This window comes from Streptomyces sp. NPDC047017 (assembly GCF_040644175.1).
In the GTDB taxonomy this organism is placed as follows: Bacteria; Actinomycetota; Actinomycetes; order Streptomycetales; family Streptomycetaceae; genus Streptomyces.
Window position 1 is genome coordinate 47556 of sequence record NZ_JBEYVW010000018.1, and the last position, 24594, is coordinate 72149.

Consider the following 24594-nt stretch of genomic DNA (forward strand, 5'->3'; position numbering starts at 1 on the left):
TGGTGACCGGCAGGCGGTAGGCAGATGGACTTCCCGGCGGACTTCTCCGCGGACATCCCGGGGGACTTCCCGGTACAGACGCACCCCCATCCGCACGGCGGATGGCCCGGCAACGAGCTGGAGGAGGTGCTCTCGGCCGCCCTCGGCATCCCGGCCGCCGGCGGCCGGATCACCGAGGTGCTCGCCCGCAGCTTCCTGTGGGTGCCGCTGCCCAACGGCCGCGGTCCGCACGGCGGTCCGCTCGACCTGCCCACGCTGGACCTGGACGGCCAGGTGTACGTGCCGGTCTTCAGCTCCGAGGAGCAGCTGCGCCAGGTGGCCGGCGGGCACCTGCCGTTCACCGTCGCGCCCGCGGTCGAGTTCGCGCGCGGGCTGCCGGCCCAGGTCGGCATCGCGCTCAACCCGGACGGCGTGGCCGGCCTCCCGCTGCCCCCGCCGGCCGTGGCCGAACTGTGCCGGGCGGGCCGCACCGAGCTGGACGGCCCCGCGAGCGGCGGCCGGGTCCGCCTCTTCGAGCCCGACTGGCAGGACGAACCGGTGGACTTCCTCGCCGCCGCCTCGGCCGAGTTCGCCGGCACCGGGGTGGTCCGCACGGCCCGCCGCTGCCTGGCCGCCGTGGAGACGGCCGACCCGGTGATGTTCGTCGGCGTCGAACTCTCCCCGTGGGACGGCGACCTGCGCGCCCTCCCGCTGGACGCGCTGGGCCGCGCCCTGGCCCAGGCCCCGGCCCCCTGGCCGGTCAACCTGATCCTCCTGGACATCACGGACGACCCGGTCGCCGACTGGATGCGGGAGCGGGTCCGGCCGTTCTACCAGTACGGTCACTGAAACACGGGCGGCCTTTAAGCTGGACCCACGGCTCGGTCGAGACCTTGGTTGCATGGAGGGGCGGTAAAAGGGTGAGCGCCAGCGACACCGCGGCCGGGCATGTGGAGCAGACGCTCCGCCAGGTGAGGCCCGGACGCTACGACGCCTACGAGGCGCTGCTGCGCGCCCTGGCCACCCCCGCCTCCGGCCAGATCTGGATGCTGCTGTGGCACGGCCAGGCCGGCTCCCCCGACGCCCGGTACGGCCTCATGGAGGTCGGCGGCCACGGCTACGCCCCCTGCGTCACCTCCGCCCAGGAGCTGTCGGCGAGCGGCTGGATGCGGTCCTACGAGGTGGCCGAGGGCCTGGACGTCGCCCGCACCCTCTACCCCGACCACTACGGCCTGTGGCTGAATCCGCACGCCCCGGGCGGCGGCGTGGGCATCCCCTGGCTGGACCTGCGGCGCATCGCCACCGGCCTGGACCGCCAGCCGGCCGGACCGCTCAGACTCTCCGAACCGGCCGTCGAGGTACCGCAGTTCTACGCCCTGCTCACCCAGGCCGCCCACCGCACCCCGGCGCTGCGCTCGCTGCGCCGGGCCTGGGTGCAGCCCGCGCTCGGCTCGCCGTACCTCGCCATCGGCCTGGACGTGTACGACACCTCGCCGCCGGCCGTCGACTCGGTGCGGGCGATGATGCAGCAGTCGGTGGCGGCCGTCCCCGAGGGGCTGCCGGTGTCGACCGTGGCGATGTCCGACGAGTTCGACCCGGTGGCGATGTGGCTGCGCGCCCACGCCCGCCCCTTCTACGACCGCGAAGCCCACGGCGGCTTCGGCGGGCACCCGGCGGGCGGCTACGGCTACCCGCCGGCCGGCGCGGGTCTCTGACCGGGCGCACCCCGCCGCCGTGGACGGCGATCGCGCTCCGTGACCTTCTTCGCGCGTAGATGAGGGTGGAAGGTCCGGTTCTGGCCGGGAAACCGCCGACTGGCCCGCGTCCGCCCCCCGTTACCCACTGTCCGGATAACGGAACCCCCCGGCCCGCATCACGTTTGCGCATCCTTTCACCGCCAAGTCTGGCAACAGATCACCCCGTCATTGAAGACTCCCGCAACAAGGGGCGTTCGCCCCTGCGTACGACGGACTGATCACGCCGCCACAGCGGCAAGTGCGGGCCGGCCACCGCCGGTTGAGAGGGGTCCCTGCCTAATGACGGCACCATTGCACGAGCCGACCGCGGAAGCGGCCCCGGGCGCCGCCGAGGAGGCGTCGGCCGCCACCACGGGCGCCGAGGCCGTTCAGGGCCGTTCCCTGGGCCGGATCGCCTGGGAGCGCCTCAAGCGGGACAAGCTGGCCCTGACGGGTGGCGTGGTCGTGCTCCTGCTCATCGTGGTCGCGGTGTTCGCGCCGCTGCTCGCCAAGCTGATCGGGCAGGACCCGGACGCCTACCACGAGAACCTGATCGACCCGCTGTTCAGCACGCCCACCGGATCCCTGGGCGGCATCAGCGGCGACCACCTCCTCGGCGTCGAGCCGGTCAACGGCCGCGACATCTTCGCCCGCATCCTCTACGGCGCGCAGATCTCCCTCCTGGTCGGCTTCCTGTCCGCCCTGGTCGCCGTGGTGCTGGGCACGATCCTCGGCATCCTCGCGGGCTTCTTCGGCGGCTGGGTGGACTCGCTCGTCAGCCGCGTCATGGACGGCCTGCTGGCCTTCCCGCAGCTGCTGTTCATCATCGCCCTGGTCTCGGTCATGCCCGACAACATGCTGGGCCTGACCGGTTCGAGCATGCGCGTGGCCGTGATGGTCCTGGTCATCGGCTTCTTCGGCTGGCCCTACATCGGCCGCGTGGTGCGCGGCCAGACGCTCTCCCTGCGGGAGCGCGAGTACGTGGAGGCGGCGCGCTCGCTGGGCGCCGGGCGGTTCTACATCCTGTTCAAGGAGCTGCTGCCCAATCTGGTCGCCCCCATCATCGTGTACACGACGATGATGATCCCGACGAACATCCTCACCGAGGCGGCCCTCAGCTTCCTGGGCGTGGGCGTCAAGCCGCCCACCGCCTCCTGGGGGCAGATGCTCTCCAGCGCGATCGACTACTACGACTCGGACCCGATGTACATGATCATCCCGGGTGTGGCGATCTTCATCACCGTCCTGGCCTTCAACCTCTTCGGCGACGGCGTACGCGACGCGCTGGACCCCAAGGGCTCCCGCTGAACCGCCGTAACCAAGCGACCCGTGGCGCTTACCCGGGGTCTCTCATCAAATCCGGAGGAACCGAGATCGTGACTACCCAACGCACCTCAAAGCGGCGCAAGCAGGCGCTCGCCGCTGCGGCCGTGGTCGCCGGGCTGCTGACCACGGCGGCGTGCGGCGGCGGCGACGGCGACTCGAAGAGCGGCGCGGCCGGCTTCGACGCGGCGAACAACAAGGTCGTCAACGCTTCGGCGGTCAAGAAGGGCGGCGAACTGCGCTACGGCGGCACCCAGGACGCCGACTCGTGGGACACCACCCGCGGTTACTACGGCTTCATGTGGGACTTCTCGCGCTATTACAGCCGCCAGCTGCTCACCTACAAGACCGAGCCGGGCGCCGCCGGCGCCGAGCTGACGCCGGACCTGGCGACGGCCATGCCGAAGGTCTCCACGGACGGCAAGACGTACACGTTCTCGCTGCGCGACGGGATCACCTGGGAGGACGGCAAGCCGATCACCTCCAAGGACATCAAGTACGGCATCGAGCGCGTGTGGGCGCAGGACGTCCTGTCCGGCGGCCCGATCTACCTGAAGAGCGCGCTGGACCCCAAGAGCACCTACCCGGGCCCGTACAAGGACACCTCCGCGGACCACCTGGGCCTGAAGGCGATCGAGACGCCGGACGACAAGACGATCGTCTTCCACCTGCCCACGGCCAACTCCGACTTCATCCAGATGCTGGCGCTGACCTCGGCCTCGCCGGTCCGCCAGGACAAGGACACCAAGTCGAAGTACGGCCTGCACCCGTTCTCCTCCGGGCCGTACAAGTTCGACTCCTACGACCCGGGCAAGAGCCTGGTCCTGTCCCGCAACACCAACTGGAAGGCGTCCTCGGACCCGGTCCGCAAGGCGTACCCGGACAAGATCTCGCTCAAGCTGTTCACCAACGCCAACGACCTGGACCAGCGTCTGATCAACGGCGACTTCGACGTGGACATCAGCCAGACCGGCATGTCCCCGCAGGGCCGCCAGATCGCCCTCAAGCAGCACAAGGGCAACCTGGACAACCCGCTCTCCGGCTTCATCCGGTACGCGGCCTTCCCGCAGAGCGTCAAGCCGTTCGACAACGAGCACTGCCGCAAGGCCGTCATCTACGGCTCGGACCACGTGTCGCTGCAGACCGCCCGCGGCGGCCCGATCGCCGGTGGTGACATCGGCACCAACATGCTCCCGCCGTCGGTGGCCGGCTCCGAGGGCCAGAAGTACGACCCGTACAACATCGCCGGCTCCGGCAAGAACGGCGACGTCGCCAAGGCCAAGGAAGAGCTGAAGGCCTGCGGCCAGCCGAACGGCTTCAAGACCACCATCGCGGTGCGCAACAACAAGCCGGTCGAGGTGGCCACCGCCCAGTCCATGCAGGCGTCGCTGAAGAAGATCGGCATCACCGCCGACATCTACCAGTACGACGGCTCGCAGTACTCCGGCATCATCGGCAGCCCCAGCAACGTCCAGAAGAAGGGCTACGGCATCATCATCATGGGCTGGGGCCCGGACTTCCCGACCGTCCAGGGCTACGGCGTGCCGCTGTGGGACAGCCGCTCGATCCTGCAGAGCGGCAACAACAACTTCGCCCTGATCAAGGACAAGTCGATCGACGGCCTGTTCGACCAGTACAGCACCACGCTGGACGAGGGCAAGAAGAAGCAGATCGCCACGGAGATCAACCACAAGGTCATGGAGGGCGGTTACTACCTGCCCTTCACCTTCGAGAAGTTCCTCAACTGGCGCTCCTCGCGTCTGGCCAACGTGTACACGACGAACGCGTACAGCGGTTACTACGACTTCGTCAACCTCGGCCTGTCCTCCACGAAGTAAACCCGGCACACCCGCCGAACGGCTCGAAAGGCAGGTGAAGGCCGGCGCGGCGTGATCGCGGGCCACCGGAAGACCTCCGGTGGCCCGCGGTCCGCGGCGGGCCGTTAGCTGTGCTCGCTTACCTCATCAGGCGGCTGTTCGCCGCCGCAGTGATGCTGGTGGTCATCGTCGTGGTGGTCTTCAGCATCTTCTTCCTCGTCCCCAAGTGGGCGGGCGTCGACATCGCCCTGAGCTTCGTGGGCAAACAGGCCGACCCGGCCGCCGTCGAGGGGGTCCGGGAGAAGCTGGGCCTGGGCGATCCGATCTACTCGCAGGTCTGGGAGTTCTTCAAGGGGATCTTCGCCGGCCGCACCTACTCCGGCGGCGGCGACGTCATCCACTGCTCCGCGCCCTGCTTCGGCTACTCCTTCCACAGCGAGCAGGCCATCTGGCCGGTGCTCACCGACCGCTTCCCGGTGACCCTGGAACTCGCGCTCGGTGCCGCCGTGCTGTGGCTGGTCTTCGGCCTCTCGGCGGGTGTCCTGTCCGCGCTCAAGCGCGGCAGCCTGTGGGACCGCGGCGCCATGGTCGTCGCCCTCAGCGGCGTCTCGCTGCCGATCTACTTCACCGGCATGCTCACCATGGCGATCTTCGTCTTCGGGCTGAAACTCTTCGAGGGCCAGTACGTACCGCTCAGCGACAGCTTCACCGGCTGGTTCGGCGGCATGATCCTGCCCTGGATCACCCTGGCCTTCCTCTACGCGGCGATGTACGCGCGCATCACCCGGGCCACCATGCTGGAGGTCCTCGGCGAGGACTACATCCGCACCGCCCGCGCCAAGGGCCTGCGCGAGCAGACCGTCATCGGCAAGCACGCGATGCGCTCCACCATGACCCCGATCCTGACCATGCTCGGCATGGACCTCGGCGCCCTGATCGGCGGCGCGATCCTCACCGAGACCACGTTCAGCCTGCCCGGCCTCGGCCAGGCCGTGCTCAACGGCATCAGGACCCAGGACCTGCCCATCATCCTGGGCGTCACCCTGATCACCTCCCTCGCGGTGCTCGTCGCCAACCTCGTGGTGGACGTCCTGTACGCCGTGATCGACCCCCGAGTGAGGCTCGCATGACCGACCTCAGCAAGAGCGGGGCCGCGGTGGGCGAGCCCACCGGCGCCTCGCCCGCCCCGAGCGCCTTCCTGGAAGTGCGCGACCTGAAGGTCCACTTCCCGACCGACGACGGCCTGGTCAAGTCCGTCGACGGGCTCAGCTTCCAGCTGGAGAAGGGCAGGACCCTCGGCATCGTGGGCGAGTCCGGCTCCGGCAAGTCGGTGACCTCGCTGGGCATCATGGGCCTGCACACCGCCGGCCAGTACGGCAAGCGCAAGGCGCGGATCTCCGGCGAGATCTGGCTGGACGGCACCGAGCTGCTGGGCGCCGACCCCGACCAGGTGCGCAGGCTGCGCGGCCGGCAGATGGCGATGATCTTCCAGGACCCGCTGTCCGCGCTGCACCCGTACTACACGATCGGCCAGCAGATCGTGGAGGCGTACCGCGTCCACCACGACGTCGACAAGAAGACCGCCCGCAGGCGCGCGGTCGAGATGCTCGACCGGGTGGGCATCCCGCAGCCGGACAAGCGGGTGGACAGCTACCCGCACGAGTTCTCCGGCGGTATGCGCCAGCGCGCGATGATCGCGATGTCGCTGGTCAACAACCCCGAACTGCTCATCGCGGACGAGCCGACCACGGCCCTGGACGTCACCGTGCAGGCGCAGATCCTCGACCTCATCCGGGACCTGCAGAAGGAGTTCGGCTCCGCGGTCATCGTCATCACCCACGACCTGGGCGTCGTCGCCGAACTCGCCGACGACATCCTGGTGATGTACGGCGGCCGGTGCGTCGAGCGCGGCCCCGCCGAGCAGGTGTTCTACGAGCCCCGCCACCCCTACACCTGGGGCCTGCTCGGCTCGATGCCGCGCCTGGACCGCGAGCAGCAGGAGCGGCTCATCCCGGTCAAGGGCTCACCGCCCTCCCTGATCAACATCCCCTCCGGGTGCGCCTTCAACCCGCGCTGCCCGTACGCCGACGTCCCCAAGGACGACGTGACCCGTACGGTGCGCCCCGAGCTGACCGAGGTGAGCGGCGGGCACTGGGCCGCCTGCCACATGTCGCGGGAGCAGCGGGAGCGGATCTGGACCGAAGAGATTGCGCCGAAGCTGTGAGCGAGAACGCCAAGGACGAGGCAGTGGTCATCCCTGCGCAGAGCGACGGCGACGAGACCGGGGCCGAGGGCGCCGGACCGGCCACCCGCACGGCCGGAACGGCCACCCTCACCAAGGAGGCCGCGCCCGGCGAGGTGCTGCTGAAGGTGACCGGGCTGCAGAAGCACTTCCCCATCAAGAAGGGCCTGTTCCAGCGCCAGGTCGGAGCCGTGCGCGCCGTCGACGGCCTGGACTTCGAGGTGCGCTCGGGCGAGACCCTGGGGGTGGTGGGCGAGTCCGGCTGCGGCAAGTCGACGATGGGCCGGTTGATCACCCGGCTGCTCGAACCCACCGACGGGCGGGTCGAGTTCGAGGGCAAGGACATCACGCACCTCGGGGTGAGCGGCATGCGCCCGATGCGCCGCGATGTGCAGATGATCTTCCAGGACCCGTACTCGTCGCTGAACCCGCGGCACACCATCGGCACCATCGTCGGCGCCCCCTTCCGGCTCCAGGGCGTCGAGCCCGAGGGCGGGATCAAGAAGGAGGTGCAGCGGCTGCTGTCGGTGGTCGGGCTCAACCCCGAGCACTACAACCGCTATCCGCACGAGTTCTCCGGCGGCCAGCGCCAGCGCATCGGCATCGCCCGCGCGCTCGCGCTCAAGCCGAAGCTGGTCGTCGCCGACGAGCCGGTCTCCGCGCTCGACGTGTCGATCCAGGCCCAGGTCGTCAACCTGCTGGACGACCTCCAGCAGGAGCTGGGCCTGACGTACGTGATCATCGCGCACGACCTGTCGGTCGTCCGGCACGTCTCGGACCGGATCGCGGTGATGTACCTCGGCAAGATCGTGGAGCTGGCGGACCGCGACTCGCTGTACCGGGCGCCGATGCACCCGTACACCAAAGCGCTCATGTCGGCGGTGCCGATCCCGGACCCGCGGCGCAAGAACGCCAAGAGCGAGCGCATCCTGCTCAAGGGCGACGTGCCCTCGCCGATCTCCCCGCCGAGCGGCTGCCGCTTCCACACCCGGTGCTGGAAGGCGACGGAGATCTGCCGCACCACCGAACCGGCGCTGGTGGAGCTGAAGCCCGGCCAGCGGGTGGCCTGCCACCACCCGGAGAACTTCGCGGACCAGGCCCCGCAGGACACGGTGCTGCTGTCGGCCGCGAAGGAGGCGGCGGAGCTGGTGTCCGAGGAGGCGCTGGCCCAGTCCGCCGCGGTCTCGGCGGCGGTCGCCGCGGAGGTCTCCGAGCAGCCCGCCGGGCCGGCCGAGCCCGCCGAGCCCGCCGTCGGACATACCGAGAAGGCCGAAAAAGTCGAGAAGGCCGAAAAAGCCGGGAAGGCAGTCGAGGCCGAGAAGGCCGCGGAGGCCGCTGACACCGGCCGTCAGGAGTCAAGCGACGACTGAGGCATGACAACTTCGTAAAGTCATGCACATGACCGAACGGGAGAGTGCAGAGTCGCCCTGTCCGTGCGATCCACTGATCACGCGCGAAGGGATGACCTCATGGCATTCTCCCGTTCGGCACGTCTGGGAGCCGTCGCCACCGCGGCGCTCTCCTTCCTGGCCGTCGCCGCCTCCTCGGCCCCCGTCCACGGCGCGCCCGGCATCGGCGACCCCTACTTCCCGGAGCTTGGCAACGGCGGCTTCGACGCCCGCCACTACGACCTCGACGTGGCCTACGATCCGGGCACCGGCCGCCTCGACGGCCGGACCACGCTGACCGCCCACGCCACCGAGAACCTCTCCTCCTTCGACCTGGACCTGCAAAAACTCCAGGTCACCCGGGTCGAGGTGGACGGCAGAGCGGCGCGCTTCACCCGCGCCGGCGACGAACTGCGCGTCACCCCGCGCGGGACCCTGCGCAAGAACCGCAGCTTCACGGTCACCGTCACCTACGGCGGCATACCCCTGCCGCTGAGCGGCCCCATCGTCTTCGGCTCCCAGTACGGCTGGATGAAGACCGACGACGGCGTCTTCGTGGCCTGCGAGCCCAACGCCGCCTCCACGTGGTTCCCCTCCAGCGACCACCCCTCCGACAAGGCCACCTACGACATCCGCATCAAGGCGCCCAAGGGCCTGACCGGCGTCTCCAACGGCCGGCTGGTGTCGACGTACGACAAGGGCGGCTCGACGTACACGCACTGGCGCGAGAACCGCCCCATGGCCACCTATCTCGCCACCGCCACCATCGGCAAGTTCGACGTGCGCACCGGGAGGACACCGGGCGGCATCCCGGAGTACGTGGCCATCGACCCCAAGCTGAAGGACAGCAACAAGGTCGACGTGTACGCGGTCACCGCGGCCGCCACCGACTACTGGTCGCAGGTGTTCGGGCCGTACCCGTTCGAGGAGACCGGCGCCATCGTCGACGACATGCCGCAGGCCGGGTTCTCGCTGGAGGTGCAGAGCAAGCCCGCCTACTCCGCCGTGCGCAACGAGACGACCATCGTGCACGAGCTGGCCCACCAGTGGTTCGGCGACTCGGTGTCGGTGGAGCGCTGGAAGGACATCTGGCTCAACGAGGGCTTCGCCACCTACGCGCAGTGGCTGTGGGCCGAGCACAAGGGCACCCGCTCGGCGCACGACGCCTTCCGCGCCGCGTACGACTCCCTCGGCGCCGACGACTCCTTCTGGCAGGTGAAGGTGGCCGACCCGCAGCGCGACACCATGTTCGCCGACGCCGTCTACGAGCGCGGCGCGATGACGCTGCAGGCGCTGCGCGAACGCATCGGCGACAAGGCGTTCTTCAAGCTGCTGCCGGCCTGGACGAGCCTGCACCGCTACGGCAACGCGAACACCGCCGACTTCGTCCGGCTCGCCGAGAAGGTCTCCGGGCAGCACCTGGACGACCTGTTCCAGAAGTGGCTCCACACCACGGGCAAGCCCGCCCTGTAGCGGGGGCCGGGCCGCGCGGCGCGCGGCCCGGTGCGCACCCTGCGTAAGAATATGGGGTGCTTCCGCAACTGTTCAGCCCCTCCGTCCAGCACACGGTGGACGTCATCGGCATCTTCGTGTTCGCCATCTCCGGCGCGCTGCTGGCCGTCCGCAAGAACTTCGACGTCTTCGGCATCGCCATGCTCGCCGAGGTCACCGCGCTGGGCGGAGGGCTGTTCCGCGACATCGTGATCGGAGCCGTGCCCCCGGCCGCCTTCACCGACCTCGGGTACTTCCTGACCCCGCTGCTCGCCACGGTCGTCGTCTTCTTCCTGCACCCGCACGTGGAGCGCATCCAGCGGGCGGTCTACGTCTTCGACGCGGCCGGCCTCGGCCTGTTCTGCGTCTCGGGCACCACCAAGGCGTACGCCTACGGGCTGAGCCTCACCTCGTCGGCGACGATGGGCCTGGCCACCGCCGTCGGCGGCGGTGTGCTGCGCGACGTGCTCGCCAACGAGGTGCCCTCACTGCTGCGCTGGGACCGCGACCTGTACGCGGTCCCGGCGATCGTCGGCTCCACCATGGTGGTGCTGTGCATCCACTACGACGCGCTGACCCCGCTGACCACCGGGCTCGCGGCGGTCACCGCTTTCGCCCTGCGCCTCCTTGCGATGCGTTTCCACTGGCGAGCTCCGCGGGCGTGGAACCGCCGCTCGACCGTCCGGGAGGAGTAGCGCCGCCCTGGCCGCCGGCGTGCAGCTGCTCGGTCAGCCAGCGGAAGACGGCCGGCACCTGCGGCCGCCACAGCGACATGGCGTGCGGGCCCGAGCTGCGCGGCAGGAAGACCACGCGCACCGTCGTCGGCGCCTTCGCCGCCTTCTGCAGGGCCATGCCCGCCTCGTAGCCGTCGCCGGGCTCGCCGGAGAGGTAGAGCGCGACGGGCGGCGGCGTGGGGGACTGCTGGAGCAGCAGGAAGGGGTTGTTGGCCCGGCGCAGTTCCATGCTCTGGTTGGCCAGCGAGTTGGGCTCGCCGATCGGGTCGTTGTACCCGGACAGGCTCACCGCGGCCCGGTAGCGGTCGGGGTGGGCGACGGCCAGCTTGGCCGCGCAGTGGGCGCCGGCCGAGTAACCGGCCGTGGCCCAGCCGGCGGGCCCGGACTCGGCGCGGAAGTTGTCCGTGATCATCTTGGGCACGTCGATGCTCAGCCAGGTGTCGGCGTTGACCGTGCCGGGGATGTTGGCGCAGCCCGTGTCCGTCTTGGCGACCAGATTGGTGCGCGGGGAGACCAGGATGAACGGGGCGACCTTGCCGCTCTTCATCAGCGGCAGCAACTGCTCGTGCGCGTGCATGGAGCCGAACCACGCCTTGGCCGAGCCCGGGTAGCCGGACAGCAGCTCCACCACGGGGAACTTCTTGTCCTGGTAGGCGGGGTCGTCGTACTGCGGCGGCAGCCACACGTAGACCTCGGCGTCCACACCCGAGACGCGTCCCTTGAGCTGGGTGACCTTCACTCCGCCGGCCGCTCCCATACCGGGGCCGTCCGCCGGGGAGAACTTCTGCTCGACCTTGGGCAGCTTGCGGTAAGCGACGCCGCCGGTGCCGTCGGCGCCCAGGTCGGCGGCCTGCTGCACATGGTTGCCGGTGCCCAGCAGGTCGGCCCAGTTGTCGTACAGGTTGTTGGCGTTGTTCACCAGTACGAAGACCAGGGTGATGGCCGTGGCCTGGGCGAACAGCAGCATCAGCGCCCGGAGCGCGGTCCGCAGCGCCCGGGGGCCCCTCAGCCGCGTCCAGGCGGCGAACGGAAGGGCCAGGGCGATCAAGCTCAGCGCGATGGAGGTGTACAGGAACGGAGTCCCGGTGAGGCTCATGTCCCCATAGAGGGGAATCAGCGGCCCCGGGTTTACGGACGAGTCGGACACTTACCGAGAAATTGCCGGAAATCTATCGGGTAAGTGGTGCGAGTCACAGGGGGGTGGGGGTGTGGGTCGCGGGAGTCGGGGGAGGGGTCTACAAAAAGCTACCGCTTAGTAGTTGGCTGTTGTACCGTTCAGCCATGCCAGAAGCAGCTTCCGCCCCCGCCGCGCGGGCCGTGATCGGCGACAGCGAGTTCGACCGGGACACCGCGGTCGCCCGCCGCGCCCCGGGCGTCTACGACCTCGACCTCTCGGCCGGCTGGACGATCATCAACGCCGTCAACGGCGGCTATCTGCTGGCGGTCCTCGGGCGCGCGCTCGCCGACGCCCTGCCCCACCCGGACCCGTTCACCGTCTCGGCGCACTACCTCACCGCCTCCCAGCCGGGCCCGGCCGTGGTGCGCACCGAGGTGGTCCGCACCGGCCGCACCCTCTCCACCGGCCAGGCCTCCCTCTTCCAGCGCGACGAGAGCGGCGCGGAGGTCGAGCGCATCCGGGTCCTGGCCTCCTACGGCGACCTGGACGCCCTGCCCGAGGACGTGCGCACCACCGCCGAGCCGCCCGCGATCCCGCCGATCGGCCAGTGCCTCGGCCCCGAGGACGGCCCGGCCCCGGTCCCCGGCAGCTCGGCCATCACCGACCGCCTGATGATCAAGCTGGACCCCGCCACCCTCGGCTGGGCGCTCGGCGCGCCCTCCGGCAAGGGCGAGATGCGGGCCTGGTTCGGGCTGGCCGACGGCCGCGACGCCGACCCGCTCTCCCTGCTGCTCGCGGTGGACGCGCTGCCGCCGACCGCCTTCGAACTCGGCATCAAGGGCTGGGTGCCGACCGTCGAGCTGACCGTGCACGTCCGCTGCCGCCCGGCCCCCGGCCCGCTGCGGATCTCCGTCACCACCCGCAACCTGGCCGGCGGCTTCCTGGAGGAGGACGCCGAGGTCTGGGACGGCGCCGGCCGGCTGGTGGCGCAGTCCCGGCAGCTCGCGCGCGTCAGGCTCGGCTGAGCGGGCGCCGGCCCAGCCAGGCCGCCAGCCGCTCGTAGGCGCCGGCGCCCTCGGGCACCGGCCGGGCCGAGCCGAAGGGGACCTGCGCGTCGCGCTCCGGCTCGGCCAGCACCCGGCGGGCGTTGGCGAGCGAGAACTCGGCCAGCTCCGCGTCGAGCGCCAGCGGCCGGCCCAGCGCCTCGTTCAGGTCCCAGGTGTGGGTCACCAGCTCCATCACATAGCCGCTGAGCGCGGCGCTGCCGGGCACCTCGCCCCACGGCACGCGCACCGTCGCCGCCATCCGCTCGTCGCCCGCCCACGCCCTCAGCACGCGGGTACGGACCTCCTCGTAGGCGGCCGCCCAGCCGTCGTCGGCGACACCGTCCGCGACCGGGGCGACGGCGAGCCCGTCGCCGCCCTCGCCGACGACCGCGATCCGCCGGCTGCCGCCGACGACATGCCCCAGCAGCGCCCGTACGTCGAACTCGGCACAGGGCGTCGGCCCGGTCAGCTGCTCCGGCCGTACGGTCGCGACCAGCGCGGCGAACTGCTCGGTGGCGCGGGTGTACAGGGGACGGGGGTCGGGGGAGTTCATGTGCTGCCTCTTCCGGTTCCGCGACCGGGCCCGCTGCCCGGCGCTGAGAGAAGCATCGGCCGTAAACCTGACAGCTCCCGTCAACATTTGCTCCCGGTGTCCCGGGGGCGCGATCCTGGGGCCGTGAAGTCCGACCGCCTGCTGTCGATCCTGCTCCTCCTGCAGACCCGGGGCCGGGTGCCCGCGCGTGAACTCGCCGGCCGCCTGGAGGTGTCGGTGCGCACCATCTACCGCGATGTCGAGGCGCTGTCGGCCGCCGGTGTCCCGGTCTACGCCGAACGCGGCCGGCACGGCGGCATCGCCCTGCTCGCCGGGTTCCGCACCGACGTCACGGGGCTGACCGCCGACGAGTCCCGCGCGCTGTTCGTGCTGGCCGCGCGGGGCGCGCACGCCGCCCTCGGGCTGGACTCGGCGCTCGGCTCGGCGCTGCGCAAGGTGATGGCGGCGCTGCCGGCCCCGCACCGGCCCGCCGCCGAGGAGGCCGGCCGCCGGATCCTGGTGGACGCCACCCGCTGGCGGAGCGGCCCGCGCCGGCCCGTCGACCTGGACGTGCTCCAGGACGCGGTGTTCGCCGACCGCCGCCTGCGGCTGCGCTACCGGCACAGCGGCGAGCAGGAGCCGCGGACGTACACCGTCGACCCGTACGGGCTGGTCGCCAAGGCGGGCGACTGGTATCTGGTCGCCGACCGGCGGGGCGCACCGCGGCTGTTCCGGGCCGACCGGGTGCGCTCGGCCCGGCTCCTGGACGAGCCGGTGCGGCGCAGGCCGGGGGTCGAACTGGCCGACGCGTGGGAGGCGCTGCGCCGCCAGGTCGAGGCGCGCCCCGGCGGCCTGGACGTCACCGTACGGGTGCGCCGCGCGCGCCTGGACATGTTCCTGCGCATGCACGGCCCGTCGCTGACCGAGCACCCCGACGACAGCGGGGAGGGCGAGTGGATCACCGCGCGGCTGTCGTACGGCTCGGTGCGCGCGGTGCGCCAACTGCTCGGCTTCTCCGACCAGGTGGAGGTGGTGGCGCCGCCCGGGGCACGCGCGGAACTGCGGGCCGCGCTCGCCTCCGTCACCGGGCTGTACGGGCGCGGTGCGGCGGAGGAGGCGTGAGCCCGTGAGCCTCACTCCGCCGGTGCGTGCGGCTCACTCCCGCCAGTGCCGGCGGCCGATGCTGATCAGCCGCAGCTGCCGGGTCGCGAGCCGGGTGACGCGCTCGCGCTCGGCCTCCGGGGCGTCCAGCGCCTCCAGGAACAGCGAGGCGGTGATCAGCATCTGGTCGACGTACAGATGCGCGAGCATCAGCAGGTCGTCGTCGCTCCACCCCTCGGCCGGCGCGTCCTTGGCCAGTTCGTCCTTCACCTCGCGGGCGAAGCGGGCCAGTTGCTCCCGGATCTCCTCGCGCACCGGCTGGACCCCGCCGTGCCGCTCGCGGGCGATGAAGCGGACGTGGGCCGGGTACTGAGCCACATGACGGGCGATCAGCTCGACGGCGCGCGCGATGCGTTCCTCGCTGTCACCGGCCGTGGACACCGTGGTCCGGATCATCGGGTGCAGGCTGCCCAGCACCTGCTCGACCAGGGCCACGCCGAGGTCCGCGGTGCAGCGGAAGTGCCGGTAGAAGGCGGTCGGGGCGACACCGGCGGCACGGGTGACCTCGCGCAGGCCCAGGCTGCTCAGGCTCTGCTCCTCCAGCAGGGCGAGGGCCGCGTCCAGCAGGGACTGCCGGGTCCGCTGCTTCTGGGCCTGCCGGATGCCGGTCGTGTGACTCATGCCATACAGTTAACAACTGTTCTCCGTAATTTCCAAGCGGTGCGCGCGCTAGACTCGGTAGTCAGTGAACAACTGTTACCGCAAGCGTGCGCCGGCCGGACGCCGGCGAGCGCCGAAGGGGGATCCGATCCCATGCTGTTCCTCGTCGCCGCACTGCTGCTCCTCGGCGTGACCCTGGGCACCGTCGCCCACGCGCCGCTCGGCTTCTCCGCCGTCGCCGCCGTCGTGATCGCCGCCTGGCTCGGCGTCTTCGCCCTCCGCGAGCGCCTCGCCCGCCGGCGCGGCACGTCCCACTGACCCGGCACGCCCCGCCCGCGCCCTTCTCGCCCCACCGCAGGGAGCCAACCGCCATGCACCTGACCGCACCGGCCACCCGCCCCACCGCGACCACGCGCCGCACGCTCACGCGCGACGCCGACGGCATGGCCGTCGCGTCCTTCATCCTCGGCCTGCTCGGCCTCCTCGTCCTGAACCTGTTCCTCGGCCCCATCGCCCTCGCGCTGGCCGCGGTCGCGCTGTGGCGCGGCACGACCCGCCGCGGCCGCGCCTTCCTCGGCCTGGCCCTCGGCGCAGCCGACCTCCTCGTCCTCGCAGTTTTCATGCAGGCGGACCACACGGTGTCCTGGAGCTTCTAGCCTTCGGCGTCCTCGGCGTCCTCGGCGTCCTCGGCGTCCTCGGCGACTCCGGCGTCCGTGGGTCCCCGGTGCGCTGCCGGCTTCCGGCGCCCCCCGGCCCCTCGCCGGCCTCCGGCGTCCCCGGCGCCTGCCCCGCCGGACCGTCCTGCGCTCCTGGCCGCCCGCCCGCGCCCGTAGAATCAGCCCCACCATGGCTTACCTCGACCACGCCGCGACCACCCCGATGCTTCCGGAGGCGGCAGAGGCGCTGACCGCCGCGCTGGCCGTCACCGGCAACGCCTCCTCCCTGCACGCGTCCGGCCGCCGGGCCCGCCGCACGGTCGAGGAGTCCCGCGAGACCCTCGCCGAAGCCCTCGGCGCCCGCCCCAGCGAGGTCGTCTACACCTCCGGCGGCACCGAGGCCGACAACCTCGCCGTCAAGGGCCTGTACTGGTCCCGCCGGGCCGCCGACCCCGCCCGCACCCGCGTCCTGGCCAGCCCCGTCGAGCACCACGCCGTCCTCGACGCCGTGCACTGGCTCGGTGAGCACGAGGGCGCCACCGTCGAGTACCTCCCGGTCGACGCCCACGGCCGCGTCCACCCCGAGGCCCTGCGCGAGGCCGTCGCCCGCGACCCCGGCTCCGTGGCCCTGGCCACCGTGATGTGGGCCAACAACGAGATCGGCACGGTACTGCCGGTCCGCGAACTGGCCGAGACCGCCGCCGAGTTCGGCGTACCGCTGCACGCGGACGCGGTCCAGGCGTTCGGTCAGCTCCCGGTCGACTTCGCGGCCTCCGGGCTGGCCGCGATGACCGTCTCCGGCCACAAGATCGGCGGGCCCTACGGCATCGGCGCGCTGCTGCTGGGCCGCGAACACAGCCCCGTACCCGTCCTGCACGGCGGCGGCCAGGAACGCCACGTGCGCTCCGGCACCCTCGACGCGCCCGCCATCGCCTCCTTCGCCGTGGCCGGCCGGCTCGCCGCCGAGCGGCGCGAGCGGTTCGCCCGCGAGATCGGCGCGCTGCGCGACGACCTGATCGCGGCGGTCCGCGCGGCCGTCCCCGACGCGATCCTCGGCGGCGACCCCGACCCCGCGGGGCGCCTTCCGGCCAACGCCCATTTCACCTTCCCCGGCTGCGAGGGCGACTCGCTGCTGCTGCTCCTGGACGCCCAGGGCATCGAGTGCTCCACCGGCTCCGCCTGCACCGCGGGCGTCGCCCAGCCCAGCCACGTCCTGCTCGCCACCGGCACCGCCCCGGACCTGGCCCGCGGCACCCTGCGCTTCTCCCTGGGCCACACCTCCACCGCGGCGGACGTCGAAGCGGTCGCCAAGGCCATCGGCCCGGCGGTGGAACGGGCCAGGGCGGCGGGGCTGACGTAGCCCGGACCGATCGACGGGCATCGCGGTGAAGCGGGCATCGCGGTGCAGAAGGACACGAGCGACACGGCCCCGCGCGAGTGCGCACGCCGGGCGGAACGGCTCAGGGCGGCGGAAGCGCTCGCGGAACGCGGCGCCCGGGGCGGGTTCGGCGCGGCCGCCGAGGCCCACGCCGCCGCCGGCCGCGCCCACCGGGCGGCCGCCCGGTGAACCGCCATCTGCCGGGCGCGCCGGGCGGGACGTCCCGCGCATCTTCGCCGCCTTCGCCGCCGTCGACGACTTCGATACGGCGGCCCGGGTGCCGCCGGACCCGCGGGATCAGAACGCCCGCGACCACTGACCGCGCGCACCCGTACCCTGGAGGGGCTATGACTGAGACCTCGCCGCGCCCCCGCCCCCTCCGCGTCCTCGCCGCCATGTCCGGCGGCGTGGACTCCGCCGTCGCCGCGGCCCGCGCCGCCGAAGCCGGGCACGACGTCACCGGCGTCCACCTCGCGCTCTCCGCGAACCCGCAATCGTTCCGCACGGGCGCGCGGGGCTGCTGCACCATCGAGGACTCCCGCGACGCCCGCCGCGCCGCGGACGTCATCGGCATCCCCTTCTACGTCTGGGACCTCGCCGACCGCTTCCGCGAGGACGTCGTCGAGGACTTCGTCGCCGAGTACGAGGCCGGCCGCACCCCGAACCCGTGCCTGCGCTGCAACGAGAAGATCAAGTTCGCCGCGCTGCTCGACAAGGCGCTGGCCCTCGGCTTCGACGCGGTCTGCACCGGCCACTACGCGCAGGTGATCGTCGGCGAGGACGGCGGCCGCGAACTGCACCGCGCCTCCGACATGGCCAAGGACCAGTCGTACGTCCTCGGTGTGCTCGACGAGCGCCAGCTCGCGCACGCCCTCTTCCCGCTCGGCGACACCGTCACCACCAAGGACGAGATCCGCGCCGAGGCCGAGCGCCGCGGCCTGGCCGTCGCCAAGAAGCCCGACTCGCACGACATCTGCTTCATCGCCGACGGCGACACCCAGGGCTTCCTCGCCCGCCGCCTCGGCAAGGCCGAGGGCGACATCGTCGACGAGACCGGCGCGGTCGTCGGCACCCACGAGGGCGCCTACGGCTTCACCGTCGGCCAGCGCAAGGGCCTGCGCATCGGCACCCCGGCCCCGGACGGCAAGCCGCGTTACGTCCTGGACATCTCCCCGGTGACCAACACCGTCACGGTCGGCCCCGCCGCCGCCCTCGACGTCGGCGCCCTCACCGCCGTCAAGCCCCGCTGGTGCGGCACCGCCCCCACCGGCCCCGGCACCTACACCGCCCAGCTGCGCGCCCACGGCGGCGAGAGCGAGGTGCGGGCCGAAGTCGTCGACGGCACCTTGGAGGTCTCCTTCACCGAACCGGTCCGGGGCGTGGCGCCCGGCCAGGCGATCGTGCTCTACGACGGCACCCGCGTGGTGGGTTCGGCGACCATCGCGACGACGGTCCGGGCCACGGCCGGGGTGGCGTAGCCAAGGCCACCGCCCCGCGCCGCCGGGGACGGCCCTACGCCCCGTAGAACTCCGCCAGCACCGGCGCCAGCACCTCCGGCTCCACCGCGTGGGTCTGGCCCTCCAGGACGCGGTGCGCCCCCTCGGGCGCGGCCGCCGCCGCCCGCCGGGCCGCCTCCCGCATCCACTCCGGGCTCGCGCCGCCCGCCAGCGCCAGCAGCGGCACCCGCAGGGAGGCCAGCAGGTCGCGCGGGACCGTGCCGTCGCCCATCACGGCGTCGTCGTACGCCAGCGTGGGCGCGACCGCCTCCAGGCCGGGCCACATGGGGGACTGCCGGGCGTTCACGATCATCTGCGGGGCCAGGCCGGTGACGCCGAGGAACAGCTCCACCGCGTCCCCGCGCCGGCCCTCGGCGAGCGCTTCGGCCAGGCCCCGGCTGTAGGCGGCGTGCTCCCGCTCGTGCCCCTCGCGCACCTCGAACGGCGGCTCGTACACCGCGACCCGCCGCGCCGGCAGCCCGCCCGCCGCCGCCCGCAGCGCCAGCGCGCCGCCCGACGAGACGCCGTAGAGCGCCGCGTCGCCGCCCACCGCGTCGAGCACGGCCGCGAGGTCCTCCACCTCGCGCTCCACCGCGTACGGCGCGGTGTCCCCGCTCTCCCCGCGGCCCCGGCGGTCGTACACGACGGCGCTGAAGCGGTCCGAGAGCGCCGTGGCCAGCGGTGCGACCGTGGCGCCCGTCGACATCGCCCCGCTGACCAGGACGACCACCGGGCCCCGCCCGGTGCGGTGGTAGGCGATCGGGGTGCCGTCACGCGAGAGGGTCTTGTTGTCCATGCCCATCAAGACTGCCACGGCACCCCGGACTCACCGGGTTCATCGGGTCACAACACGTCGACGGGTCACAACACTTCGACGTCGTAGAAGCAGAGGTGGTCCTTGATCCGCGCGACCTCCGGCTTCGGGTCCCGATAGGCCCACACCAGGTCGGCCGCGCCCGGCAGGGACCAGTACGAGGCCGTGCCCTTGAAGGGGCACTCCGTGTGCGTGTCCGAGGGGGTCAGCAGGTCGAGGCGTACGTCCTCGGAGGGCAGGTAGTAGCGCGGGGGACAGCCGGTCTCGCGCAGTACCAGCGGGCGCTCGCTCTCCGCCAGGACCTGCCCGCCGTGCACCACGCGCACGTGCTCGTCGCTGCGCTCGATGGTGATCGTGTGTCCTTGGGTCATACCGGAACAGCGCTCACGCGGCCCCGGTTCTTCCCGTCCTGCGCCCGCCCGTGCCCGCCGCGTACCGTGAGGCGCATGAACATCTGTGTCTTCCTCTCCGCCGCCGACCTCGACGACCGCTACACGCGTCCCGCGCGGGACTTCGCCCGGCTGCTCGGCAAGGCCGGCCACGCCCTGGTGTGGGGCGGTTCCGACACGGGGCTGATGAAGGTCGTCGCGGACGGGGTGCAGGAGGCGGGCGGCCGGCTGATCGGCGTGTCGGTGGACTTCCTTTCGGCCAAGGCGCGGCCCGGCGCCGACGAGATGGTCATCGCCGGCGACCTCGCCGAGCGCAAGAAGCTGCTCCTGGAGAAGGCGGATGCCGTGGTCGTCATGGTGGGCGGCACCGGCACCCTCGACGAGGCCACCGAGATCATGGAGCTGAAGAAGCACGGCCGCACCACCAAGCCCGTGGTGCTGCTGAACACGGCCGGCTTCTACGACGGCCTGCGCGAGCAGTTCCGCCGCATGGAGGAGGAGGGCTTCCTGCCCCGGCCACTGTCCGAGCTGGTGTTCTTCGCCGACGAGCCCGCCGGGGCGCTGGCCCACCTGGAAGAGTCGCTGAACGGGGGCTGAGCCGCGGGTGCGACCATGGCGGGCATGGCTACACATGTGATCACCGGGGCCGGTTCCGGCATCGGCGCGGCCCTCGCCCGCCGCCTGCACGCGCGCGGGGACGACATCGTGCTGCACGCGCGCGACGCGGGCCGCGCGAGGGAACTGGCGGCCGCCTTCCCCGGCGCCGGGACCCTGGTCGGCGACCTGTCCGACCCGGACCGCCTCAGCTGGGCGTTCTCCCACCAGTCGCTGCCCGACCGGGTGGACTCCCTGCTGCACGTCGCGGGCGTGGTCGACCTCGGCCCGGTCGGTGAGCTGACACCCAAGGCATGGCACCACCAGCTGAACGTCAATCTGGTCGCCCCCGCCGAGCTGACCCGCCACTTCCTGCCCCAGCTGCGCGCCGCGCGCGGCCACGTCGTCTTCGTCAACTCCGGCTCGGGCCTGAACGCGCACGCCGAGTGGGCCGCGTACGCCGCCTCCAAGCACGGCCTGAAGGCGCTCGCCGACGCCCTGCGCCAGGAGGAGCACGCGCACGGCGTCCGGGTCACCTCCGTCTACCCGGGCCGTACCGCGAGCCCGATGCAGGCCAAGGTGCACCAGCAGGAGGGCAAGGAGTACGACCCGGCCCGCTGGATCGACCCCGAGTCGGTGGCCACCACCGTCCTGATGGCCCTCGACCTGCCCCGCGACGCGGAGGTCAACGACCTGACGGTGCGCCCGGGACGCTGACCCGAGGGGGAGGGGCGAGGGGGAGACCGGGGAGGCCCGTTGGTTCCGCGGACCGGGGAGGCCCGTTGGTTCCGCGGGCCGGGGGAGCCCGGCGGTTTTCTGGGCCGCCCCGGTGTTCCGTAGGCTGACCCGGTGAGTGAAAACAGCCAGTCCAGGTTCGGTGCCGCCACCGGCGTCGGGTCGCTGCCCGGCGGGGACGCCCGGGAGGCCGTCAAGACCGTCACCGGGACCTTCGAGGACTTCCCCTTCCTGCCCGAGCTGCCCGCCCGCGGCCCCGGCGCCGACATGATCGGGCGCACCGCCGGGATGCTCGTCGAGATGTACGCGCGCGTGGAGCCCAGCGGCTGGCGGCTCGGCGACCGGCCCGGCCGGGACACCAAGCGGGCACGGTCCTGGCTGGGGGAGGACCTCGACGCCCTGGAGGAGTTCACCCAGGGCTATGAGGGTGTGCTGAAGGTGCAGGCGGTGGGGCCCTGGACACTCGCCGCCGCCCTGGAGCTGAAGAACGGCGAGGCCGCCCTGTCCGACCCCGGCGCCTGCCGTGACCTGGCCGGCTCGCTCGCCGAGGGACTGCGCTCGCACCTCGCGGAGGTCCGGCGCCGCGTTCCCGGCGCCCGGCTCGTCCTCCAGCTCGACGAGCCCTCCCTCACCGCCGTGCTGCGCGGCCAGGTGCGCACCGCCAGCGGCTACCGCACCCACCGCGCCGCCGACCGGCAGGTCGTCGAGGCCACCCTCCGGGACGTCCTCGGCGTCCACCCCGAGGACCCCGCCGTCGTCCACTCCTGCGCGCCCGACGTGCCGTTCGCCCTGCTGCGCCGGGCGGGCGCCACGGGCATCTCCTTCGACTTCTCGCTGCTCACCGAGCGTGACGACGAGGCGATCGGGGAGGCCGTGGAGGGCGGCACCCACCTCTTCGCCGGTGTCGTGGCGACCACGGACGGCCCATTGTCAGACCCTGCCGGTAGCGTCATGGGTGTCAGAACGCTGTGGCGCAGGCTGGGGCTGCGACCGGGGCTGCTCGCCCAGTCGGTCACCCTCACCCCGGCGTGCGGACTCGCGGGCGCTTCCCCCGCGTACGCGCGCCGTGCGCTCGCCCACTGCGTCCGGGCGGCGAGATCCCTCGCGGACAACCCTGAGTAACGGGAGGACACCACGGTGGCCGGCGACAAGCAGCAAGCGGAGACAGCGGTGCCCGCCGAGGCGCGGGAGCGGCACGCCCGGCTCGCGGACCAGGTCGAGGAGCACCGCTTCCGGTACTACGTCAAGGACGCCCCCGTCGTCAGCGACGCCGACTTCGACCGGCTGCTGCGCTCCCTGGAGGAGCTGGAGGAGGAGTACCCGGAGCTGCGCACGCCCGACTCGCCGACCCAGAAGGTCGCCGGTTCGTACGCCACGGAGTTCACCGCGGTCGAGCACCGCGAGCGCATGCTCTCCCTGGACAACACGTTCAACGACGAGGACCTCGCGGCCTGGGCCGACCGCATCGCCCGGGAGCTGGGCGAGCAGGACTACCACTTCCTGTGCGAGCTGAAGGTCGACGGCCTCGCCGTGAACCTCACCTACGAGCACGGCCGCCTCACCCGCGCGGCCACCCGCGGCGACGGCCGCACCGGCGAGGACATCACCCCCAACGTCCGCACCATCGCGGAGATCCCGGAGCGCCTGGGCGGCGACCGGGTCCCGGACCTCGTGGAGATCCGCGGCGAGGTCTACTTCCCGATGGACAAGTTCGAGGAGCTGAACGCCCGTCTGGTCGAGGCCGGCGACAAGCCCTTCGCCAACCCGCGCAACGCGGCGGCCGGTTCCCTGCGCCAGAAGGACCCCCGCGTCACCGCCGGCCGCCCGCTGCACATGGTGGTCCACGGCATCGGCGCCCTGGAGGGCTACACGGGCCTGGCCCGCCTGTCCCAGGCGTACGAGCTGCTGCACGGCTGGGGCCTGCCCACCTCCCCGTACAACAGGATGGTCGACGACCTGGCGGGCGTGCGCGAGTTCATCGCCCACTACGGCGAGAACCGGCACTCGGTCGCCCACGAGATCGACGGCGTGGTGGTCAAGCTCGACGAGATCCGCCTCCAGGGCCGGCTCGGCTCCACGGCCCGCGCCCCGCGCTGGGCGATCGCGTACAAGTACGCGCCCGAGGAGGTCAACACCAAGCTGATCGACATCAAGGTGGGCGTCGGCCGCACCGGCCGCGTCACGCCCTACGCCCAGGTGGAGCCGGTCACGGTGGCCGGCTCCGAGGTCGAGTTCGCCACCCTGCACAACCAGGAGGTGGTCAAGGCCAAGGGCGTCCTGATCGGTGACACCGTGGTGCTGCGCAAGGCCGGTGACGTCATCCCGGAGATCCTCGGCCCGGTCGTCGACCTGCGCGACGGCGGCGAACGGGAGTTCGTGATGCCCGCCGAGTGCCCCGAGTGCGGTACGCCGCTGCGGGCCATGAAGGAGGGCGACATCGACCTGCGGTGCCCCAACGCCCGCACCTGCCCGGCCCAGTTGCGCGAGCGGGTCGCCTATCTGGCGGGCCGCCAGTGCCTGGACATCGAGCATTTCGGCCAGGTCGCCGCCGCCGCGCTGACCCGCCCGCTGGAGCCGGCCACGCCGCCGCTGGCCGACGAGGGCGACCTGTTCGACCTCACCGTGGACAAGCTGCTGCCCATCACGGCGTACGTCCTCGACCCGGACAGCGGCCTGCCCAAGCGGGACCCGAAGACGGGCGAGGAGAAGGTCGTCACGGTCTTCGCCAACCAGAAGGGCGAGCCGAAGAAGAACACCCTGGCGCTGCTGCGGAACATCGAGGAGGCCAAGGGCCGTCCGCTGGCCCGGTTCCTGAACGGGCTCTCCATCCGCCATGTCGGCCCGGTCGCCGCTCAGGCGCTGGCCCGCGAGTTCCGTTCCCTGGACCGGATCGAACAGGCCACCGAGGAGGAGCTGGCGAACACCGACGGGGTGGGCCCGATCATCGCCGCAGCCCTCAAGGAGTGGTTCGCCGAGGACTGGCACCGCGAGATCGTGCGCAAGTGGAAGGCGGCCGGGGTGCCGTTGGAGGACGAGGGCCCCGGCGAGGACGAGGGCCCGCGTCCGCTGGCGGGCCTGACGGTCGTGGTCACCGGCACCCTCGAACACTTCACCCGCGACGGCGCCAAGGAGGCGCTGCAGAGCCGCGGGGCGAAGGTGACCGGGGCCGTCTCGAAGAAGACGTCTTTCGTGGTGGCCGGCGACAACCCGGGATCGAAATACGACAAGGCGATGCAGCTGAAGGTGCCGGTCCTGGACGAGGACGGGTTCGGGGTGCTGCTGGACAGAGGGCCGGAAGCGGCGGCCGAAGTCGCTCTGCCGACCGGCGAGTAGCGGTTGAAGGCCCCCCGTTCGGCGCATACCAGA

Annotated in this window: 25 protein-coding genes; 20 read left to right on the forward strand and 5 right to left on the reverse strand. The window is 72.1% G+C overall.

What is annotated here, in order from left to right; all coding sequences use genetic code 11:
* Positions 1 to 24 precede the first annotated feature (24 nt).
* The 9 genes from ABZ858_RS27240 (at position 25) to ABZ858_RS27280 (ending at position 10671) form a co-directional block, all read left to right on the forward strand.
* Complete coding sequence (locus ABZ858_RS27240; protein WP_361383886.1) at positions 25 to 828, forward strand: enhanced serine sensitivity protein SseB; 804 nt, start codon at positions 25 to 27, stop codon at positions 826 to 828.
* A gap of 71 nt (positions 829 to 899) precedes the next feature.
* Positions 900 to 1694 (forward strand): enhanced serine sensitivity protein SseB C-terminal domain-containing protein, encoded by a 795-nt coding sequence (locus ABZ858_RS27245; RefSeq protein WP_361383889.1) that lies wholly within the window; start codon positions 900 to 902, stop codon positions 1692 to 1694.
* A gap of 321 nt (positions 1695 to 2015) precedes the next feature.
* Positions 2016 to 3023 (forward strand): ABC transporter permease, encoded by a 1008-nt coding sequence (locus ABZ858_RS27250; protein WP_361383892.1) that lies wholly within the window; start codon positions 2016 to 2018, stop codon positions 3021 to 3023.
* A 68-nt stretch (positions 3024 to 3091) separates the two neighbouring features.
* Positions 3092 to 4876: an ABC transporter substrate-binding protein gene (locus ABZ858_RS27255; RefSeq protein WP_361383895.1), complete on the forward strand. Its 1785-nt coding sequence runs from the start codon at positions 3092 to 3094 to the stop codon at positions 4874 to 4876.
* Positions 4877 to 4986: 110 nt separating this feature from the next.
* The gene (locus ABZ858_RS27260) at positions 4987 to 5985 is read left to right on the forward strand and encodes an ABC transporter permease (RefSeq protein WP_361383898.1); all 999 of its coding nucleotides are present in this window, start codon (positions 4987 to 4989) and stop codon (positions 5983 to 5985) included.
* On the forward strand, positions 5982 to 7079 hold the full coding sequence (locus ABZ858_RS27265) for an ABC transporter ATP-binding protein (protein ID WP_361383901.1): 1098 nt from the start codon (positions 5982 to 5984) through the stop codon (positions 7077 to 7079). Before ABZ858_RS27260 ends, ABZ858_RS27265 begins: the two co-directional genes overlap by 4 nt.
* Positions 7076 to 8467 (forward strand): dipeptide ABC transporter ATP-binding protein, encoded by a 1392-nt coding sequence (locus ABZ858_RS27270; protein ID WP_361383904.1) that lies wholly within the window; start codon positions 7076 to 7078, stop codon positions 8465 to 8467. The genes ABZ858_RS27265 and ABZ858_RS27270 overlap by 4 nt, the downstream gene beginning before the upstream one ends.
* Before the next feature lie 99 nt (positions 8468 to 8566).
* Positions 8567 to 9958, forward strand: a complete 1392-nt coding sequence (locus tag ABZ858_RS27275) for a M1 family metallopeptidase (RefSeq protein ID WP_361383907.1) — start codon at positions 8567 to 8569, stop codon at positions 9956 to 9958.
* Between the two features lie 56 nt (positions 9959 to 10014).
* A complete protein-coding gene (locus ABZ858_RS27280; RefSeq protein WP_361383910.1) occupies positions 10015 to 10671 on the forward strand; it encodes a trimeric intracellular cation channel family protein in 657 nt (218 codons plus the stop codon).
* Here the strand turns inward: ABZ858_RS27280 and ABZ858_RS27285 are convergent.
* On the reverse strand, positions 10580 to 11806 hold the full coding sequence (locus tag ABZ858_RS27285; protein WP_361383913.1) for an alpha/beta hydrolase-fold protein: 1227 nt from the start codon (positions 11804 to 11806) through the stop codon (positions 10580 to 10582). The two genes, ABZ858_RS27280 and ABZ858_RS27285, sit on opposite strands and share 92 nt — an antisense overlap.
* 185 nt (positions 11807 to 11991) lie before the next feature.
* Between ABZ858_RS27285 and ABZ858_RS27290 the strand changes: the two genes are divergently transcribed.
* Positions 11992 to 12852, forward strand: coding sequence for a thioesterase family protein (locus ABZ858_RS27290; RefSeq protein WP_361383916.1), 861 nt, complete (start codon positions 11992 to 11994; stop codon positions 12850 to 12852).
* On the opposite strand, the gene ABZ858_RS27295 is transcribed toward ABZ858_RS27290, so the two are convergent.
* Positions 12839 to 13426, reverse strand: a complete 588-nt coding sequence (locus tag ABZ858_RS27295) for a TIGR03086 family metal-binding protein (protein ID WP_361383919.1) — start codon at positions 13424 to 13426, stop codon at positions 12839 to 12841. The two genes, ABZ858_RS27290 and ABZ858_RS27295, sit on opposite strands and share 14 nt — an antisense overlap.
* A gap of 123 nt (positions 13427 to 13549) precedes the next feature.
* Between ABZ858_RS27295 and ABZ858_RS27300 the strand changes: the two genes are divergently transcribed.
* Positions 13550 to 14527 carry a YafY family protein gene (locus ABZ858_RS27300; protein WP_361383922.1) on the forward strand — a complete coding sequence of 326 codons (978 nt, stop codon included), beginning with the start codon at positions 13550 to 13552 and terminating at the stop codon, positions 14525 to 14527.
* Between the two features lie 33 nt (positions 14528 to 14560).
* On the opposite strand, the gene ABZ858_RS27305 is transcribed toward ABZ858_RS27300, so the two are convergent.
* Positions 14561 to 15187, reverse strand: coding sequence for a TetR family transcriptional regulator (locus ABZ858_RS27305; protein WP_361383925.1), 627 nt, complete (start codon positions 15185 to 15187; stop codon positions 14561 to 14563).
* Positions 15188 to 15319: 132 nt separating this feature from the next.
* Between ABZ858_RS27305 and ABZ858_RS27310 the strand changes: the two genes are divergently transcribed.
* From ABZ858_RS27310 to mnmA, 5 genes are all read left to right on the forward strand, one after another.
* Positions 15320 to 15484: a hypothetical protein gene (locus ABZ858_RS27310; protein ID WP_361383928.1), complete on the forward strand. Its 165-nt coding sequence runs from the start codon at positions 15320 to 15322 to the stop codon at positions 15482 to 15484.
* A gap of 53 nt (positions 15485 to 15537) precedes the next feature.
* A complete protein-coding gene (locus ABZ858_RS27315) occupies positions 15538 to 15822 on the forward strand; it encodes a DUF4190 domain-containing protein (RefSeq protein WP_361383931.1) in 285 nt (94 codons plus the stop codon).
* A 190-nt stretch (positions 15823 to 16012) separates the two neighbouring features.
* Positions 16013 to 17182, forward strand: a complete 1170-nt coding sequence (locus ABZ858_RS27320; RefSeq protein ID WP_361383934.1) for a cysteine desulfurase family protein — start codon at positions 16013 to 16015, stop codon at positions 17180 to 17182.
* Positions 17183 to 17224: 42 nt separating this feature from the next.
* Positions 17225 to 17389 (forward strand): hypothetical protein, encoded by a 165-nt coding sequence (locus ABZ858_RS27325; RefSeq protein ID WP_361383937.1) that lies wholly within the window; start codon positions 17225 to 17227, stop codon positions 17387 to 17389.
* 158 nt (positions 17390 to 17547) lie between these two features.
* The gene (gene mnmA, locus ABZ858_RS27330) at positions 17548 to 18678 is read left to right on the forward strand and encodes a tRNA 2-thiouridine(34) synthase MnmA (RefSeq protein WP_361383940.1); all 1131 of its coding nucleotides are present in this window, start codon (positions 17548 to 17550) and stop codon (positions 18676 to 18678) included.
* A 34-nt stretch (positions 18679 to 18712) separates the two neighbouring features.
* On the opposite strand, the gene ABZ858_RS27335 is transcribed toward mnmA, so the two are convergent.
* Positions 18713 to 19492, reverse strand: a complete 780-nt coding sequence (locus ABZ858_RS27335; RefSeq protein ID WP_361384277.1) for an alpha/beta fold hydrolase — start codon at positions 19490 to 19492, stop codon at positions 18713 to 18715.
* Positions 19493 to 19557: 65 nt separating this feature from the next.
* Entirely contained in the window at positions 19558 to 19881 is a 324-nt protein-coding gene (locus ABZ858_RS27340; RefSeq protein WP_361383943.1) for a DUF427 domain-containing protein, read from the reverse strand.
* Positions 19882 to 19956: 75 nt separating this feature from the next.
* On the opposite strand from ABZ858_RS27340, the gene ABZ858_RS27345 reads away from it, so the two are divergent.
* From ABZ858_RS27345 to ligA, 4 genes are all read left to right on the forward strand, one after another.
* Positions 19957 to 20496 (forward strand): TIGR00730 family Rossman fold protein, encoded by a 540-nt coding sequence (locus ABZ858_RS27345; RefSeq protein WP_361383946.1) that lies wholly within the window; start codon positions 19957 to 19959, stop codon positions 20494 to 20496.
* 15 nt (positions 20497 to 20511) lie between these two features.
* Positions 20512 to 21210, forward strand: coding sequence for an SDR family oxidoreductase (locus tag ABZ858_RS27350; RefSeq protein WP_361383949.1), 699 nt, complete (start codon positions 20512 to 20514; stop codon positions 21208 to 21210).
* A gap of 132 nt (positions 21211 to 21342) precedes the next feature.
* Positions 21343 to 22350, forward strand: a complete 1008-nt coding sequence (locus tag ABZ858_RS27355; protein ID WP_361383952.1) for a methionine synthase — start codon at positions 21343 to 21345, stop codon at positions 22348 to 22350.
* A 15-nt stretch (positions 22351 to 22365) separates the two neighbouring features.
* The gene (gene ligA, locus ABZ858_RS27360) at positions 22366 to 24561 is read left to right on the forward strand and encodes an NAD-dependent DNA ligase LigA (RefSeq protein WP_361383955.1); all 2196 of its coding nucleotides are present in this window, start codon (positions 22366 to 22368) and stop codon (positions 24559 to 24561) included.
* Positions 24562 to 24594: the final 33 nt, after the last annotated feature.

Excerpts from the sequence above, each read along its gene's own strand:
- ABZ858_RS27310 (WP_361383928.1), top strand. The coding sequence starts at position 15,320 with ATGCTGTTCCTCGTCGCCGCACTGCTGCTCCTCGGCGTGACCCTGGGC.
- ABZ858_RS27295 (WP_361383919.1), bottom strand. The coding sequence starts at position 13,426 with ATGAACTCCCCCGACCCCCGTCCCCTGTACACCCGCGCCACCGAGCAG.
- ABZ858_RS27285 (WP_361383913.1), bottom strand. The coding sequence starts at position 11,806 with ATGAGCCTCACCGGGACTCCGTTCCTGTACACCTCCATCGCGCTGAGC.
- ABZ858_RS27335 (WP_361384277.1), bottom strand. The coding sequence starts at position 19,492 with ATGGACAACAAGACCCTCTCGCGTGACGGCACCCCGATCGCCTACCAC.
- ABZ858_RS27315 (WP_361383931.1), top strand. The coding sequence starts at position 15,538 with ATGCACCTGACCGCACCGGCCACCCGCCCCACCGCGACCACGCGCCGC.
- ABZ858_RS27290 (WP_361383916.1), top strand. The coding sequence starts at position 11,992 with ATGCCAGAAGCAGCTTCCGCCCCCGCCGCGCGGGCCGTGATCGGCGAC.
- ABZ858_RS27340 (WP_361383943.1), bottom strand. The coding sequence starts at position 19,881 with ATGACCCAAGGACACACGATCACCATCGAGCGCAGCGACGAGCACGTG.
- ABZ858_RS27305 (WP_361383925.1), bottom strand. The coding sequence starts at position 15,187 with ATGAGTCACACGACCGGCATCCGGCAGGCCCAGAAGCAGCGGACCCGG.
- ABZ858_RS27275 (WP_361383907.1), top strand. The coding sequence starts at position 8,567 with ATGGCATTCTCCCGTTCGGCACGTCTGGGAGCCGTCGCCACCGCGGCG.
- ABZ858_RS27265 (WP_361383901.1), top strand. The coding sequence starts at position 5,982 with ATGACCGACCTCAGCAAGAGCGGGGCCGCGGTGGGCGAGCCCACCGGC.
- ABZ858_RS27320 (WP_361383934.1), top strand. The coding sequence starts at position 16,013 with ATGGCTTACCTCGACCACGCCGCGACCACCCCGATGCTTCCGGAGGCG.
- ABZ858_RS27250 (WP_361383892.1), top strand. The coding sequence starts at position 2,016 with ATGACGGCACCATTGCACGAGCCGACCGCGGAAGCGGCCCCGGGCGCC.
- mnmA (WP_361383940.1), top strand. The coding sequence starts at position 17,548 with ATGACTGAGACCTCGCCGCGCCCCCGCCCCCTCCGCGTCCTCGCCGCC.
- ABZ858_RS27350 (WP_361383949.1), top strand. The coding sequence starts at position 20,512 with ATGGCGGGCATGGCTACACATGTGATCACCGGGGCCGGTTCCGGCATC.
- ABZ858_RS27345 (WP_361383946.1), top strand. The coding sequence starts at position 19,957 with ATGAACATCTGTGTCTTCCTCTCCGCCGCCGACCTCGACGACCGCTAC.
- ABZ858_RS27240 (WP_361383886.1), top strand. The coding sequence starts at position 25 with ATGGACTTCCCGGCGGACTTCTCCGCGGACATCCCGGGGGACTTCCCG.